The sequence below is a fragment of the Pseudarthrobacter sp. MDT1-56 genome (assembly GCF_059383555.1).
In genome coordinates this window covers 253,730-267,403 of sequence record NZ_JBWZCK010000005.1, presented here as the reverse complement: position 1 = coordinate 267,403, position 13,674 = coordinate 253,730, and the positions used below count along the sequence as shown (strand labels likewise).

Sequence of the window (13,674 nt, the reverse complement as noted above, 5' to 3'; positions counted from 1 at the left end):
CGGACTCTCTTCTAGTGGGCCACGGCGGCGGCGCCGTGTTCGTCGATCAGGGCGCCGGTTTCGAACCGCTCCAGCGCAAACGGCTTGTTCAGTTCGTGCGGAGTTCCCGTGGCGATGGTGTGGGCGAACGTCAGGCCCGCGGCCGGGGTGCCCTTGAAGCCGCCGGTGCCCCAGCCGCAGTTGACGAACATGTTCTCCACCGGGGTGGTGCCGACGATCGGGGAGGCGTCCAGTGTGGTGTCCACGATCCCGCCCCAGGTCCGGAGCACGTGGGCGCGGGCGAAAATCGGGAAAAGCTCGACGGCGGCTGCCATCTGGTGCTCGATCACATGGAACGAGCCGCGCTGGCCGTAGCCGTTGTAGGAGTCGACGCCGGCGCCCATGACCAGTTCACCCTTGTGCGCCTGGGAGACGTAGACGTGGACGTGGTTGGACATCACCACGGTCGGGTGGACCGGCTCGTGCAGTTCGGACACGAGCGCCTGGAGCGGGTGGGACTGGATGGGCAGCCGGAACCCGGCCATTTCCGCGAGGACCGAGCTGTGCCCGGCCGCGCAGAGGCCGACCTTTTCGGTGTTGATGGTGCCGCGGTTGGTCTTGACGCCGGTGACCCTGTTGCCGTCCTTGACGAAGCCGGTGACTTCGCAGTTCTGGATGATGTCCACGCCGAGTTCGTCGCATTTGCGGGCGAACGCCCAGGCGACGTGGTCGTGCTTGGCGATGCCGGCGCGCGGCTGGTAGGTGGCGCCCATGACGGGGTAGCGGATGTTGTCGTTGATGTTCAGGATGGGGCAGAGTTCCTTGACCTGCTGCGGGTCCAGCCACTCGGCGTCCACGCCGTTGAGCTTGTTCGCTCCCACGCGGCGCATGCTTTCGCGCACATCGCCCAGGGTGTGGGCGAGGTTCATCACGCCGCGCTGGCTGAACAGGAAATCGTACTCGAGCTCCTCGGGCAGGATTTCCCAGAGCTTCAGGGCGTGCTCGTAGATCGCCGCGCTTTCGTCCCAGAGGTAGTTGGAACGGATGATCGTGGTGTTCCGGGCCATGTTGCCGCCGGCCAGCCAGCCCTTTTCCAGGACGGCGATGTTGGTCATGCCGTGGTTCTTGGCCAGGAAGTAGGCCGTGGCGAGGCCGTGCCCGCCACCGCCCACAATCACGGCGTCGTAGCTCTTCTTGGGGTCCGGGTTGTGCCAGAGGAATTCCGGGTGCTCCGGAAGCAGATCGGCCATCATGCCACCTCGGTCACGTCAGAGGAGAGGTTGGGGTAGAGGGGGAACTTTCCGGCCAGGATTTCAACCCGCTGCCGGAGTTCCGCCACGGTCTCGTCGCTGAACTCGCGCTTGAGTGCTGCGGCGATAATGTCCGCGACCTCGGTGAATTCTGCCTTCCCGAAGCCACGCGTGGCCAGTGCCGGCGTGCCGATACGAAGACCGGAAGAGACCATCGGCGGACGCGGGTCGAAGGGCACGGCGTTGCGGTTGACCGTGATGCCGATCCGGTGCAGGCGGTCTTCGCCCTGCTGGCCGTCCAGTTCCGAATTGCGCAGATCCACCAGGACCAGGTGCACGTCAGTGCCACCGCTGACTACGGTCACGCCGGACTCTGCAACGTCGGCGGACAGCATGCGTTCTGCGATGATGCGGGCGCCTTCCAGGGTGCGTTCCTGGCGGTCGCGGAACGACGGCTCAGCAGCGAGCTTGAACGCAACAGCCTTCGCCGCAATGACGTGCTCCAGCGGGCCACCCTGCTGTCCGGGGAACACCGCGGAGTTGACCTTCTTGGCGATGTCGGCGTCGTTGGTCAGGATCACACCACCGCGCGGGCCGCCAAGGGTCTTGTGGGTGGTGCTCGTGACAATGTGGGCGTGAGGCACGGGGTTGGGGTGAAGCGCCGCGGCCACCAGGCCTGCGAAATGCGCCATGTCCACCATCAGGTAGGCACCTACCAGGTCCGCGATACGGCGGAACTCGGCGAAGTCCAGCTGCCGGGAGTAAGCGGACCAGCCGGCGACGATCAGCTTCGGCTTGTTCTCGAGCGCCAGGCGCTCGACTTCAGCCATGTCAATCAGCATGGTGTCTTCGGCGACTCCATACGGGACCACCTTGTAGAGCTTGCCGGAGAAGTTTATGCGCATCCCGTGCGTCAAGTGGCCACCGTGTGCGAGGTTCAGCCCCAGGATGGTGTCGCCGGGTTGGATGAGGGCGAACATCGCCGCTGCATTGGCCTGGGCGCCGGAGTGGGGCTGGACATTAGCGAATTCGGCGCCGAAGAGGGACTTGAGGCGGTCGATGGCCAGCTGCTCGACCACGTCGACGTGCTCGCAGCCGCCGTAGTAGCGCTTGCCGGGGTAGCCCTCGGCATACTTGTTGGTCAGCACAGATCCCTGGGCTTCCATGACGGCAGTCGGCGCAAAGTTTTCGGAGGCGATCATCTCCAGTGTGCCCTGCTGGCGCAGCAATTCCTGGTGCACAGCGGCGTGGATCTGGGGATCGGTCTCTGCGAGCGAGCGGGTCAAAACATCGACCATCATGTCTCCTAGTCTCTCTAATATCCTGTTGATATATTAGTTCAGTGACTCAAGTATGCTATCCGTGCCGGTAGGTGTCAACAGATTTCCCGGCCGGCCTGGCCGGCGGGGCTGGGGGCCACGCAGCGGACCAAAGCGGCCCGGAACGGGCTAAAGCGCAGCCCGTTCAGGGCTGCGCTTTAGTTTCGTGGCCGGCGGCGCCTGCCTCAGGCGGCGAAAAGAGCTTCGCGTACCGCGTGCTCGAAGCCACTGACGTGGATCCGTGCGAGCTCAGCGGCCCCTGCCTCATCTCCGTCGATAACGGCGCGGAGCAGGTCCACATGCTCATGGACGTGCCGGGACAGGTCGGGCAGGCGATCCAGGACCATGCACCAGATTCGTGTTGCGAGATTGTCGTAGCGGATCAGGACATCCTCAAGGTGGGGATTGCCGGCGGCAGCATAGATGCCTCGGTGCACACTGGCGTCCAGCCGCAGTGTTTCGACGACGGACGCTGCGCCCGCGTCGAATGCCTCAACGGCGCGCATAACATCGCGCAGTTGCTCCCTGGCAGACGCCGTGGCCACGCGCGCAGCCCGGGCAGCGGCGAGGGGTTCAAGCTGCGTTCGGATTTCGGAAATGAACGCAAGGTCAGTAACCTCCACGCGCGTCGCGAAAGTTCCTCTTCGCGGGTAGGACACAACGAGGCGATCGAGCTCCAGCCGCTTCAAGGCTTCGCGCACCGGTGTCCGCCCGACGCCAAGGTCCTTCGCGAGCTGGTCATCATTAAGGAGGTCGCCGGGTTTGATGTCCAGCATCAGCAGCCGGTCCCGGATGCGTTCATAGGCCACATCCGCCAGCGACCTCCTTGCGGCATCATCACCAGCACGCACCCAAGCTTCGACAGCCATCCGTGGACCCCTTTCAATTCCAGTGAGAAGGCTATTGACCTCCCCCAATGATCAGTATACGCTGGTGATCAAATCTAATATATCAGTATCAATTCTAGGAATATATCTAAAGGCGGAGACATGACGCTAATGGCGACTGACGCATCTACCAGCACGCTGCCCCAGCCGGAGGTTCTCGGCGAAGAGCCGACGAAGAAGTTCGTTCTCACTTTGTCGTGCGTCGAACGCGCAGGCATCGTCCACGCGGTCACCACGTTCCTCTTTGAGCGCGGCTTCAACATCGAAGAACACCAGCAGTTCGATGACGGCCTCCGCGAGACTCTGCATCTGCGCACCGCATTCTCGGGCCCCTCTGCCCACACCCCGGACGGGCTCGAGGAAGAATTCCGTTCGATCGCTGACCGCTTCGATATGAAATTCAGCTTTCATGACGAGACGAAGCAACGCCTCCTCGTCATGGTGTCCAAGTTCGGCCACTGCCTGAACGACTTGCTGTTTCGTTGGCGGGGCGGAAGCCTCGGCGGCGACATCGCCCTTGTGGTTTCCAACCATGAAACCCACCGGGCCATGGCCGAGGCCGCCGGCGTCCCCTTCATCTACCTCCCGGTGACCCCCGAGACCAAGGCAGATGCCGAGCGGCGCCTGCTGGAATTGGTGGACGAGCATAACATCGACCTCGTCGTACTCGCCCGGTACATGCAGGTATTGTCCGACGACCTTTGCCGCTCTTTGGCAGGACGCGCTATCAACATCCATCATTCCTTCCTCCCGGGATTCAAGGGTGCCCGCCCGTACCACCAGGCCTACGATCGTGGCGTCAAGCTGGTGGGCGCCACGGCCCACTACGTCACCGCGGAACTGGATGAGGGACCAATCATCGAACAGGAAGTCATCAGGGTCGACCACAGCTACGGACCGACCGCCCTTTCAACGGTTGGCCAGGACGCGGAGGCACTGGCACTGTCCCGCGCCGTGCGCTGGCACTGCCAACACCGTGTCCTGCTGGATCGGACCAGCACCGTCGTGTTCAGGTAAGTAGAAGCCACCAAACCCGCAGAGACAACACACGAATATCAGCAGGAGAAACCACATGGCATCGACGCCAAGCATTGTCATTATCGGGGCCGGAATCGTCGGCACGAACCTGGCCGATGAACTGGTCACCCGGGGTTGGAACAACATCACCGTCCTGGACCAAGGGCCGCTGAACATGCCCGGGGGCTCCACGTCCCACGCCCCGGGCCTTGTCTTCCAGACGAACCCCTCAAAGTCCATGGCGCTCTTCGCCAAGTACACGGTGGAGAAGCTGTTGTCCTTGACCGAGGACGGCGTCAGCTGCTTCAACCAGGTCGGCGGCCTCGAGGTCGCCACCACCGAGACCCGTCTCGCGGACCTGAAGCGGAAGCTCGGATATGCGGCATCGTATGGAATTAGCGGCAAGATGCTGTCGCGTGAGGAGTGTATGGAGCTCTACCCGCTCCTGAACGAGGAGGACGTCCTGGGTGGACTCCATGTCCCCAGCGACGGCCTGGCCAACGCCGCCCGCGCCGTTCAGCTGCTGATCAAGCGTACGGAAGCCGCGGGCGTCAAGTACCGGGGCAACACCATGGTCACGGGTATTGAACAGTCCGGCCGGCGCGTCACGGGCGTCCAGACGTCCGACGGTGTTATCCCCGCGGACATCGTGGTTTCCTGCGCAGGCTTCTGGGGGGCCAAGATCGGCGAAATGATCGGCATGTCCGTCCCTCTTCTGCCCCTGGCCCACCAGTACGTCAAGACCACTCCGGTGCCGGCGTTGAAGGGCAAGAACGCCCTGCCCAACGGGGCCTCCTTGCCCATTCTGCGGCACCAGGACCAGGACCTTTACTACCGCGAGCACGGCGAACGCTACGGCATCGGTTCCTACGCCCACCGCCCCATGCCCGTGGACCTTGACGAACTCGGCACCTTTGAGCCCGCCGCGATCAGCGAACACAACATGCCCTCCCGGCTGGATTTCACCGTGGAGGACTTCCTCCCGGCATGGGAAGCCACCAAGCGGATGCTGCCCGCGCTGCGGGAAAGCGACATCGAGGATGGCTTCAACGGCATCTTCTCCTTCACTCCCGACGGCGGATCCCTGGTGGGCGAGTCCAAGGAGTTGGACGGCTTCTTCGTCGCCGAAGCCGTGTGGGTGACCCACTCTGCCGGTATCGCCCGCGCCGTTGCCGAACTGTTGACCACCGGCAGGTCGGAGATCGATCTGGGTGATTGCGATATTCATCGCTTTGAAGAGGTCCAGCTGACCCCGGAATACGTCAGCGAAACGTCACAGCAGAATTTCGTGGAAATTTACGACGTCCTCCACCCGCTCCAGTCCAAGCTCTCCCCCCGCAACCTCCGCGTAAGTCCGTTCCACGCCCGCCACAAGCAGTTGGGCGGATTCTTCCTGGAGGGCGGCGGATGGGAACGCCCGTACTGGTTCGAAGCCAACGCGGAGCTGCTGAAGGAAATGCCGGACAGCTGGCTGCCGCCGGCCCGCGACGCCTGGTCAGGGATGTTCAGCTCGCCAATTGCAGCCGCTGAAGCCTGGAAGACCCGCACGGCGGTGGCCATGTACGACATGACTCCGCTCAAGCGCCTCGAGGTCTCCGGCCCGGGAGCACTGAAGCTGCTGCAGGAACTCACCACCGCTGACATGGCAAAGAAGCCCGGCGCAGTCACCTATACCCTCCTGCTGGACCACGCCGGCGGCATCCGAAGCGACATCACCGTGGCCCGGCTGAGCGAAGACACCTTCCAGCTCGGAGCCAACGGAAATATGGACACTGCCTACTTTGAGAGGGCAGCCCGCCATCAGACTGAAAACGGGAGCGCCAGCGACTGGGTACAGGTGCGCGACACGACGGGCGGCACGTGCTGCATCGGCCTCTGGGGCCCCCTCGCCCGGGACCTGATCAGCACCGTCAGCACCGACGATTTCAGCAACGACGGTCTCCGTTACTTCCGCGCCAAGGAGGTAGTCATCGGCGGCGTCAACGTCACGGCCATGCGCCTGTCCTATGTCGGCGAGCTGGGCTGGGAACTCTACACAAGCGCAGATAATGGGCAGCGCCTCTGGGATGCGCTGTGGAAGGCCGGCCAGCCTCACGGTGTCATCGCGGCAGGCCGTGCAGCGTTCGGCGCGCTGCGTCTTGAAAAGGGTTACCGCTCCTGGGGCACGGACATGACCACCGAGCACGATCCCCTGGAAGCCGGACTGGCATTCGCCGTGAAGATGGCCAAGGAATCCTTCGTCGGAAAGGAAGCGTTGGAAGGCCGTACCGAGGAAAACTCCGCACGGCACCTGCGCTGCCTGACGGTCGACGACGGCCGGAGCATCGTTCTGGGCAAGGAACCGGTCTTCTATAAGGACCAGGCGGTCGGCTACGTCACCAGCGCCGCCTACGGCTACACCGTCGCCAAACCGATCGCCTACGCGTACCTCCCAGCCGCTGTCTCCGTGGGCGATTCCGTTGAGATCGAGTACTTCGGCCGGCGCATCCAGGCCACGGTCACCGCAGATCCGCTGTACGACCCCACGATGACCAGGCTCCGCGGCTAACACCCCCGCCGGACCATTCAAGGCAGCGGCCCGGACCCATCCCCTCGGACCAGGGTCCGGGCCGCAGCCTTCCATGGCTCTCATAGTCAGGAAGACACATGATCAGTTCAGAAACAATCAATGGCTACCTTGCCAGCCTTGCCTCACGCGAGCCCACCCCCGGCGGCGGCGCCGTCGCAGCCATCCACGCCGCCCAGGGGGCGGCACTCGTCGCCATGGTTGGCAGGTACACCACCGGCCCGAAATACGACCAGCACGCCGACCTCGTTCACAGGATCATCAGCGCTGCGGACGGACTGGTGACCGAGGCGCTGGGGTTGGCTGACGCTGACCAACATGCGTTCCAGGGCGTCATCGCTTCGTACAAACTTCCGACCGGGACGGACGACCTCAAGGCCGCACGGACGGAAGCCATCCAGGGTGCCCTTATCCTGGCCGCGCAAACCCCCGCACAACTCATCAAGCTAGCCGGCGCCGTCGTGGATCTTGCCACGGAGCTTTTCGAGGTCGCGAACGCCAATGTGATCAGCGACATCGCTGCTGCCGCAGACGCAGCCCGCGCAGCCGCCACCACCGCCCGGGTGAACATCGACATTAACGTGGTGGCCATCAAAGACGCCGCGGCCCGTTCACGGCTGGCTGGCCAGACCGACGGCATCGAGGAAAAGGTCATCCTGGCAGCAGACTCCCTCGTGGGGCGCGTGCGCGGAAGGATCTTCGGTTGAGCACCGTACTCCTCTCCGGCAAAACACTGGCAAAGACCATCCAGCAGAAAGCCCATGATGAGGCGCAGGACCTTGCAACGGACGGGCTACGGCCCACCCTCGCGGTCGTTGTAGCCACCGACGACGGCTCCACGCATTGGTATGTCCGGTCCATCGAACGGGCCGCGGAGAAGGCCGGCATCCATTGCCGGGTCGTGGACCTTGGCCAGGGTGCCAGCGGACGGGCCCTGGCCGCCGTGCTGAAGGATCTCAGCGCCGATCCTTCCGTGAACGGCATCATCCTCCAGACGCCGCTGCCTCCCGGCGTCCAGACGGACGAGCTGGTCGGGCACATCGCCCCGGAGAAGGACATAGATGGCGCGAACCCGTTAAGCCTGGGACGACTGGCTGTCGGCCAGCCCGCGTTCGCACCTGCCACTGCCCGCGCCGTAATCGAGATCCTTGACCACTTTGACATCCCACTGGCTGGCCGGAACGTCGTCGTCATTGGCCGTTCCGCCGTCGTGGGAAAGCCGCTGTCCCTGCTGCTGCTGGAACGCGACGCCGCGGTTACTATCTGCCACTCCAGGTCAGGGCCGCTGGAGAAATACACCAAGACCGCCGACGTCGTGGTCGTCGCAGCCGGGCGCACCGGCCTGCTGACCGGCGACCACGTTTCTTCAGCGGCCACCGTGATCGACGTCGGCACCAACGTCCTTCCCGACGGTTCCCTCGTGGGGGATGTCGACGCAGCCAGCGTGGGCGGTGTTGCCGCGGCGCTGACCCCTGTCCCCGGCGGCGTGGGCTCCGTCACCACATCACTGCTTCTGCTGCACACAACCGAGGCTGCGCGGAAACAGTCGCGTGATCTAGCTCTGGAAGCAGCCGGGTAATCCACGGTAGACGCACTTGCCAGCCCTGGAACCCGTTGTCGTTGCCGCCCTCTGAAGCGCCGCTGCCTCCGCGGCCGGTTGCCGTCTACAGCACAGCCCTGATGAGCTTCTCGAAATCGGAGACGTGCTGGGCGGTCAACCGCGCAGCGGCTTCGGAGTCCCCAGCCGCGATGCATTCGAGAAGCTCAATATGCTGGGCAATATGCTCGGACACCGGCGGGAGCTTTTCCAGCACCAGGCTCCAAATCCGGGTTGCCAGATTGTCGTAACGAATCAGGACATCCTGGAGGTGCCGGCTTCCTGTGGCGCGATAGATCGTCCGGTGTACCCGCATGTCCAGGCGCATGAGGTCCTGCTGCGACTGCATCCCTGGCAGCAGCTGCTCTACTTCCCGTGCAAAGTCCCTCAGCTCCTGCCGAAGCTTCGGCGACGCCATCCGCGCAGCCCGCGCGGCTGCGGCAGGCTCCAGAAGGTGGCGAATCTCGGAGATTTCAGCCAGATCCTTGATGTCCACGCCCGCGGCGAACGTTCCGCGCCGCGGATAGGCCACCACCAAATGGTCGCTCTCAAGCCGCTTCATGGCTTCGCGGATTGGCGTCCGGCCCACACCGAGACGCTTGGAGATTACTTCATCGTTGAGGGGCTCCCCCGGCTTGATGTCCAGAACGATCAATTCATCGCACAAGATCCTGTAGGCGAAGTCGGCAAAGGATTCGTCATCTTGCCGCTGCGGCACCGAGGAACCCCCCGCCTCCACCGGTAATCCGCCAGCGTTTGCCATTTTCAAGACTCCTCCCGATGCGTCCGAGCCTTGACGCCCCGGCTCTCAGTACATAGTATTCCAACAACTGATATATCAATACGTCAGCCTAAGAATGTCAAGGGCTACGTGCCTTCCAATTGATAAGCCCCGGACTGCACGGGCTTTGCAACCCGTACGCCACGAAGGAGAGCCATGGGCAACGAAGCTGCTGCAAGGGTGCGGCTGGAAGTTGTTCCTTCAGCCGATCTGCTCACGGCACTCCCCCCGGTATTTGATCCCCCGGGCTCGGTAAGTGTGACGTGCCTTCCGCACCACGGTCCTGAACGCACCGTAGAAACTTCCACGCATCTGGCGCGCCTGGGGTACCACGCGGTTCCCCACTTGGCCGCCCGCAGCATCACCAGCGAGGCCCAACTGCATTCCCTGCTGCTGGAGTTGCAGGGGGCGGGAGTCTCCGAGCTGTTTCTCGTGGCCGGTGACCGCCGTACCCCCGCGGGTCCCTACTGCTGGAGCGGACAGCTCCTGGAGGCTGTTAAAGCGTATTCGGCTGATTTTTCAGTAGGGATTGCCGGCTACCCCGAAGGCCACCCCCACCTGGGCCAGGACAAGCTCCTAAGCAGCCTCGAGATCAAGGCGCCGACGGCGTCATCCCTGGTCACCCAGATGTGCTTTTCTGCCGAGGCGATCAGCAACTACCTTCGGACGATCCGCAAGAACGGCGTCGAGCTCCCGGTGTGGGTTGGGGTGCCCGGGCCGGTCTCAGTCAAAAAGCTGGTGTCCATGGGAGCACGCCTCGGTGTTGGCCGTTCGCTCAAGCTGGCCCGCAGTTCAGGCATGGCAGGCGCCCTCTGGCAGCGAGGGAACTTGATGAACTACGACAGCGGCCGACTCATTCGCGAAGTTCACCAAGAGCTGGCGGGTGATCCCCTTTTCGCCGGTTTCCACGTCTACACCTTCAACGACCTAGGCCGCTTGCCCGGCCTCCTGGACAGCCTGCCGAAGCTGCACGAGGCCACCACAAAGCCACCAAGCAAACCCGGCCCCCTGTTTCCTGCCGGGATCTGAAGGGAAGATCACATGGCTTCGCAAGCCCCGTTGCACTCGACACCGAAGGGCTGTTCGGCCGCGTACTACCCGGAGACCAACGTGCTCGTGCCGCTCGATTCCGTAGCTGACACCAGCGGTACACCGACATCCAAGTCCGCCATCGTGCGGCTGGAACGGGCCGAAGCGTGAGCGCCGACATGACGACGGCAACAGCGTCCAAGGGTGTGGACGGTCCGCGGGTTGAGCAGGCTGTCCGTGAATATCTGCTTGCGATCGGAGAGGACCCGGACAGGCCAGGGCTCGTGGACACGCCCGCGCGGGTGGCCCGGGCGGCTGCGGAGATATTTGGCGGGCTTCATGAGGACCCGCTGGCCGTGCTGGATAAGACCTTTGACCTTGGGCACGGAGAAATGGTCATCGTCAAGGACATCCCTTTCTACTCCACCTGCGAGCACCACCTGGTGCCGTTCCACGGCGTAGCCCACGTTGGCTACATCCCATCGGCCGAGGGTCTCGTCACGGGACTGAGCAAGCTGGCCCGGCTCGTCGATGTCTTTGCACGCAGGCCCCAGGTCCAGGAACGGCTGACAACCCAGGTCGTTGATGCGCTGGTCAGCTCGCTGCGGCCTCTGGGGGCCATTGTGGTCGTTGAGTGCGAGCACCTCTGCATGTCGATGCGCGGTGTCCGCAAGCCCGGGGCCAAGACCATCACTTCAGCCGTCCGCGGGGAGCTCCGCCTGCCGGCGGCCCGGGCTGAGGCGCTCAGCCTGATACACGGCCGCTAAGAAATCTCTGGACACACACCCAGTCCTGCCATACGATGTAACTGATATATCTTTACTGATAATCAAAACATATCAACTTATCAGTACTAATTGCGATTTCTGAGTAATGCGGAACGATCCCGTCCTTACCCCTTGCCGCGACCTTATTCACCTGAACAAAAAAGGTGCTCCAATGCACAAGGTCCGCCCACTCTGTAACTCGCTCCGGGGAGGCGCTACGGCAAACTGCCGGTACGCACCCACGAAGTGCACATCGTCGACGGCAACATCATGACCATCAGACCGGACGAAGCCCCCAACCTCCGGCCGGCCTGACTCCCGAGGGCCATGCTTGACCTCCGGCCCGTGCCTCACCGAGCAAAGGACCCGCTCATGGCTTTTAATAGTGACCTAAAATCCCATACCCCCGAAGAGTTGCCTGCTGACAACGGGGTGGCAAAGGCTCTGCGTAATGAAGAACCTGGAAATGGGGAGAATAGTGAAGCAGTCAGTAGTCTCTCCGGCGAAGTAGACAGAAACTCCCCTGTCCTCGATCCGGAGGAGGGAGGCGCACCTCCCCTACCGGACGTCGAGTACGAGCAAATCCTCGAAGAGCTGCGTCATGCCAAGACCGAGCAAGCAGTTGCGGATCGCCGGAACCACAAGCTCGTTCTCGACAAGGTCACGTTCGGTATCACAGGCGTCATCGCCATTGCCTTCGTTATCTGGGGCTTCGTGGGACGCGACAGCCTGTCCGACACTTCCACGGGTGCCCTCAACTGGGTTATGGAGTACACCGGGTGGCTCTTCATGCTCATGGCATCGCTCTTCGTGATCTTCGTCCTGTGGCTGGCCCTGGGCAAGTTCGGCAACATCCCGCTGGGCAAGGATGGCGAAAAGCCCGAATTCCGTACTGTCTCCTGGGTCGCGATGATGTTCGCGGCCGGCATGGGCATCGGGCTGATGTTCTACGGCGTGGCCGAACCGCTCTACCACTACATCTCTCCCCCGCCCGGCACTGTGGACGGACGGACCCCCGAAGCCATCCAGACTGCCATGGCCACCTCGATCTTCCACTGGACCCTGCACCCCTGGGCCATGTATGCAGTTGTCGGCATCGCAATGGCCTACGGGACCTACCGCTTGGGTCGCAGGCAGCTGATCTCTGTCGCCTTCACGTCGATCTTCGGCGTCAGGACGGTCGAAGGGCCAACCGGGAAGTTCATTAACATCCTGGCCATTTTCGCCACGTTGTTTGGTACCGCCGCATCGTTGGGCCTGGGCGCTCTGCAGATTGGCAGCGGCATGACCTCCAACGGCTGGTTTGGCGAAATTGGCACGCCCGTGCTCGTTGCGATCGTCGCCGTCCTGACCCTGTGCTTCGTCGCTTCGGCCGTCTCCGGCATCAGCCGCGGCATCCAGTGGCTCTCCAACATCAACATGGTCCTGGCCGTCGTCCTTGCACTGATCGTTTTCGTCGCTGGCCCCACGCTTTTCATCCTTAACCTGGTCCCCTCCGCGGTCGGCGACTATGCCCGTGATCTGGCCGAGATGTCGTCCCGGACCGAAGCGGTCGGCGATGAGTCACTGCGTAGCTGGATGAGCAGCTGGACCATCTTCTACTGGGCCTGGTGGATCTCATGGACCCCGTTCGTGGGCCTCTTCATCGCCCGCATAAGCCGTGGCCGCACCATCCGCCAGTTCGTCACCGGTGTGCTGCTGGTGCCCAGCGTCGTCAGCGTGATCTGGTTTGCCGTCTTCGGAGGCGCCGCCTTCCAGATCCAGCAGGAAGCCGACAAGGCCAACACCCCCGGCCTGGTCACCATGGTCAACGGGGCACCGTCCGTCAACTTCGACGGAGCGCTCTTCGACCTGATCAAGAACCTGAGCATGCCTGACTGGGCTACCACTGCCGTTATCGTGCTGGCCATGATTCTGGTCGCTATTTTCTTTATCACTGGCGCCGACGCTGCCTCAATCGTGATGGGATCGCTCAGCTCCAATGGCGCCGAGCACCCTCGCCGCGTAGTGGTCATCTTCTGGGGCTGCCTCACCGGCGCCGTGGCGGCGGTCATGCTGCTGGCCGGCGGCGATAAACCATCGGAAGCCTTGGCTGGCCTGCAACGGATCACCATCGTGGCAGCGCTACCGTTCGTCATCGTCATGATGTTGCTCTGCTTTGCCCTCACCAAGGACCTGCGTCGCGATCCCCTCTCCTTGCGGCGTCGCCTGGCCACATCCGTAGTAGAGCGGGCCATACGCACTGGCGTGGAACAACACGGCGGCGTGCAGTTCGACCTCGTAACAAAGCACGACTGCGCCGAAAAGTGCCCCGACTCGGACTGTCTGGGAGGGACTCCCACGGGGAGCATCCCCTCCGTAGAGCCCCGGCATCCGGATCCGGACAGTAAATAGCTCCTCAACTAGCAACCCACCTCGGCGGCACGCGGCCTGTTACGGCCCGTGCCGCCGAGGCACACGCATAGCAAATAACAATCCAGCC

Annotated in this window: 12 protein-coding genes; 8 read left to right on the top strand and 4 right to left on the bottom strand. The window is 63.2% G+C overall.

Annotated features, from left to right (window positions below; genetic code table 11):
- Positions 1-11: 11 nt before the first annotated feature.
- The 3 genes from AC50YC_RS09505 to AC50YC_RS09495 form a co-directional block, all read right to left on the bottom strand.
- Positions 12-1,232 carry a sarcosine oxidase subunit beta family protein gene (locus tag AC50YC_RS09505; protein WP_494953283.1) on the bottom strand — a complete coding sequence of 407 codons (1,221 nt, stop codon included), beginning with the start codon at positions 1,230-1,232 and terminating at the stop codon, positions 12-14.
- Entirely contained in the window at positions 1,229-2,527 is a 1,299-nt protein-coding gene (gene glyA, locus AC50YC_RS09500; protein ID WP_494953335.1) for a serine hydroxymethyltransferase, read from the bottom strand. Before glyA ends, AC50YC_RS09505 begins: the two co-directional genes overlap by 4 nt.
- Before the next feature lie 206 nt (positions 2,528-2,733).
- Positions 2,734-3,417, bottom strand: coding sequence for a GntR family transcriptional regulator (locus AC50YC_RS09495; RefSeq protein ID WP_494953282.1), 684 nt, complete (start codon positions 3,415-3,417; stop codon positions 2,734-2,736).
- 120 nt (positions 3,418-3,537) lie between these two features.
- On the opposite strand from AC50YC_RS09495, the gene purU reads away from it, so the two are divergent.
- The 4 genes from purU to AC50YC_RS09475 all read left to right on the top strand — a co-directional run bounded on the left by purU (position 3,538) and on the right by AC50YC_RS09475 (position 8,597).
- Positions 3,538-4,452, top strand: coding sequence for a formyltetrahydrofolate deformylase (gene purU, locus AC50YC_RS09490; RefSeq protein ID WP_494953281.1), 915 nt, complete (start codon positions 3,538-3,540; stop codon positions 4,450-4,452).
- A gap of 55 nt (positions 4,453-4,507) precedes the next feature.
- Positions 4,508-7,000, top strand: a complete 2,493-nt coding sequence (locus tag AC50YC_RS09485) for a GcvT family protein (protein WP_494953280.1) — start codon at positions 4,508-4,510, stop codon at positions 6,998-7,000.
- Between the two features lie 98 nt (positions 7,001-7,098).
- Positions 7,099-7,725 carry a cyclodeaminase/cyclohydrolase family protein gene (locus AC50YC_RS09480; RefSeq protein ID WP_494953279.1) on the top strand — a complete coding sequence of 209 codons (627 nt, stop codon included), beginning with the start codon at positions 7,099-7,101 and terminating at the stop codon, positions 7,723-7,725.
- Entirely contained in the window at positions 7,722-8,597 is an 876-nt protein-coding gene (locus AC50YC_RS09475; protein WP_494953278.1) for a bifunctional 5,10-methylenetetrahydrofolate dehydrogenase/5,10-methenyltetrahydrofolate cyclohydrolase, read from the top strand. Before AC50YC_RS09480 ends, AC50YC_RS09475 begins: the two co-directional genes overlap by 4 nt.
- 85 nt (positions 8,598-8,682) lie before the next feature.
- Here the strand turns inward: AC50YC_RS09475 and AC50YC_RS09470 are convergent, their stop codons facing one another.
- A complete protein-coding gene (locus AC50YC_RS09470) occupies positions 8,683-9,378 on the bottom strand; it encodes a GntR family transcriptional regulator (RefSeq protein WP_494953277.1) in 696 nt (231 codons plus the stop codon).
- Between the two features lie 174 nt (positions 9,379-9,552).
- On the opposite strand from AC50YC_RS09470, the gene AC50YC_RS09465 reads away from it, so the two are divergent.
- The 4 genes from AC50YC_RS09465 to AC50YC_RS09450 all read left to right on the top strand — a co-directional run bounded on the left by AC50YC_RS09465 (position 9,553) and on the right by AC50YC_RS09450 (position 13,586).
- Positions 9,553-10,425 carry a methylenetetrahydrofolate reductase gene (locus tag AC50YC_RS09465; protein ID WP_494953276.1) on the top strand — a complete coding sequence of 291 codons (873 nt, stop codon included), beginning with the start codon at positions 9,553-9,555 and terminating at the stop codon, positions 10,423-10,425.
- A gap of 12 nt (positions 10,426-10,437) precedes the next feature.
- On the top strand, positions 10,438-10,596 hold the full coding sequence (locus AC50YC_RS09460; protein ID WP_494953336.1) for a hypothetical protein: 159 nt from the start codon (positions 10,438-10,440) through the stop codon (positions 10,594-10,596).
- Positions 10,597-10,604: 8 nt separating this feature from the next.
- The gene (gene folE / locus AC50YC_RS09455; RefSeq protein WP_354349875.1) at positions 10,605-11,192 is read left to right on the top strand and encodes a GTP cyclohydrolase I FolE; all 588 of its coding nucleotides are present in this window, start codon (positions 10,605-10,607) and stop codon (positions 11,190-11,192) included.
- 372 nt (positions 11,193-11,564) lie between these two features.
- On the top strand, positions 11,565-13,586 hold the full coding sequence (locus AC50YC_RS09450; RefSeq protein WP_494953275.1) for a BCCT family transporter: 2,022 nt from the start codon (positions 11,565-11,567) through the stop codon (positions 13,584-13,586).
- Positions 13,587-13,674 lie beyond the last annotated feature (88 nt).

Coding starts and splice junctions, on each gene's coding strand:
- AC50YC_RS09505 (WP_494953283.1), bottom strand. CDS start 1,232: ATGATGGCCGATCTGCTTCCGGAGCACCCGGAATTCCTCTGGCACAAC.
- glyA (WP_494953335.1), bottom strand. CDS start 2,527: ATGGTCGATGTTTTGACCCGCTCGCTCGCAGAGACCGATCCCCAGATC.
- AC50YC_RS09495 (WP_494953282.1), bottom strand. CDS start 3,417: ATGGCTGTCGAAGCTTGGGTGCGTGCTGGTGATGATGCCGCAAGGAGG.
- purU (WP_494953281.1), top strand. CDS start 3,538: ATGACGCTAATGGCGACTGACGCATCTACCAGCACGCTGCCCCAGCCG.
- AC50YC_RS09485 (WP_494953280.1), top strand. CDS start 4,508: ATGGCATCGACGCCAAGCATTGTCATTATCGGGGCCGGAATCGTCGGC.
- AC50YC_RS09480 (WP_494953279.1), top strand. CDS start 7,099: ATGATCAGTTCAGAAACAATCAATGGCTACCTTGCCAGCCTTGCCTCA.
- AC50YC_RS09470 (WP_494953277.1), bottom strand. CDS start 9,378: ATGGCAAACGCTGGCGGATTACCGGTGGAGGCGGGGGGTTCCTCGGTG.
- AC50YC_RS09465 (WP_494953276.1), top strand. CDS start 9,553: ATGGGCAACGAAGCTGCTGCAAGGGTGCGGCTGGAAGTTGTTCCTTCA.
- AC50YC_RS09460 (WP_494953336.1), top strand. CDS start 10,438: ATGGCTTCGCAAGCCCCGTTGCACTCGACACCGAAGGGCTGTTCGGCC.
- folE (WP_354349875.1), top strand. CDS start 10,605: ATGACGACGGCAACAGCGTCCAAGGGTGTGGACGGTCCGCGGGTTGAG.
- AC50YC_RS09450 (WP_494953275.1), top strand. CDS start 11,565: ATGGCTTTTAATAGTGACCTAAAATCCCATACCCCCGAAGAGTTGCCT.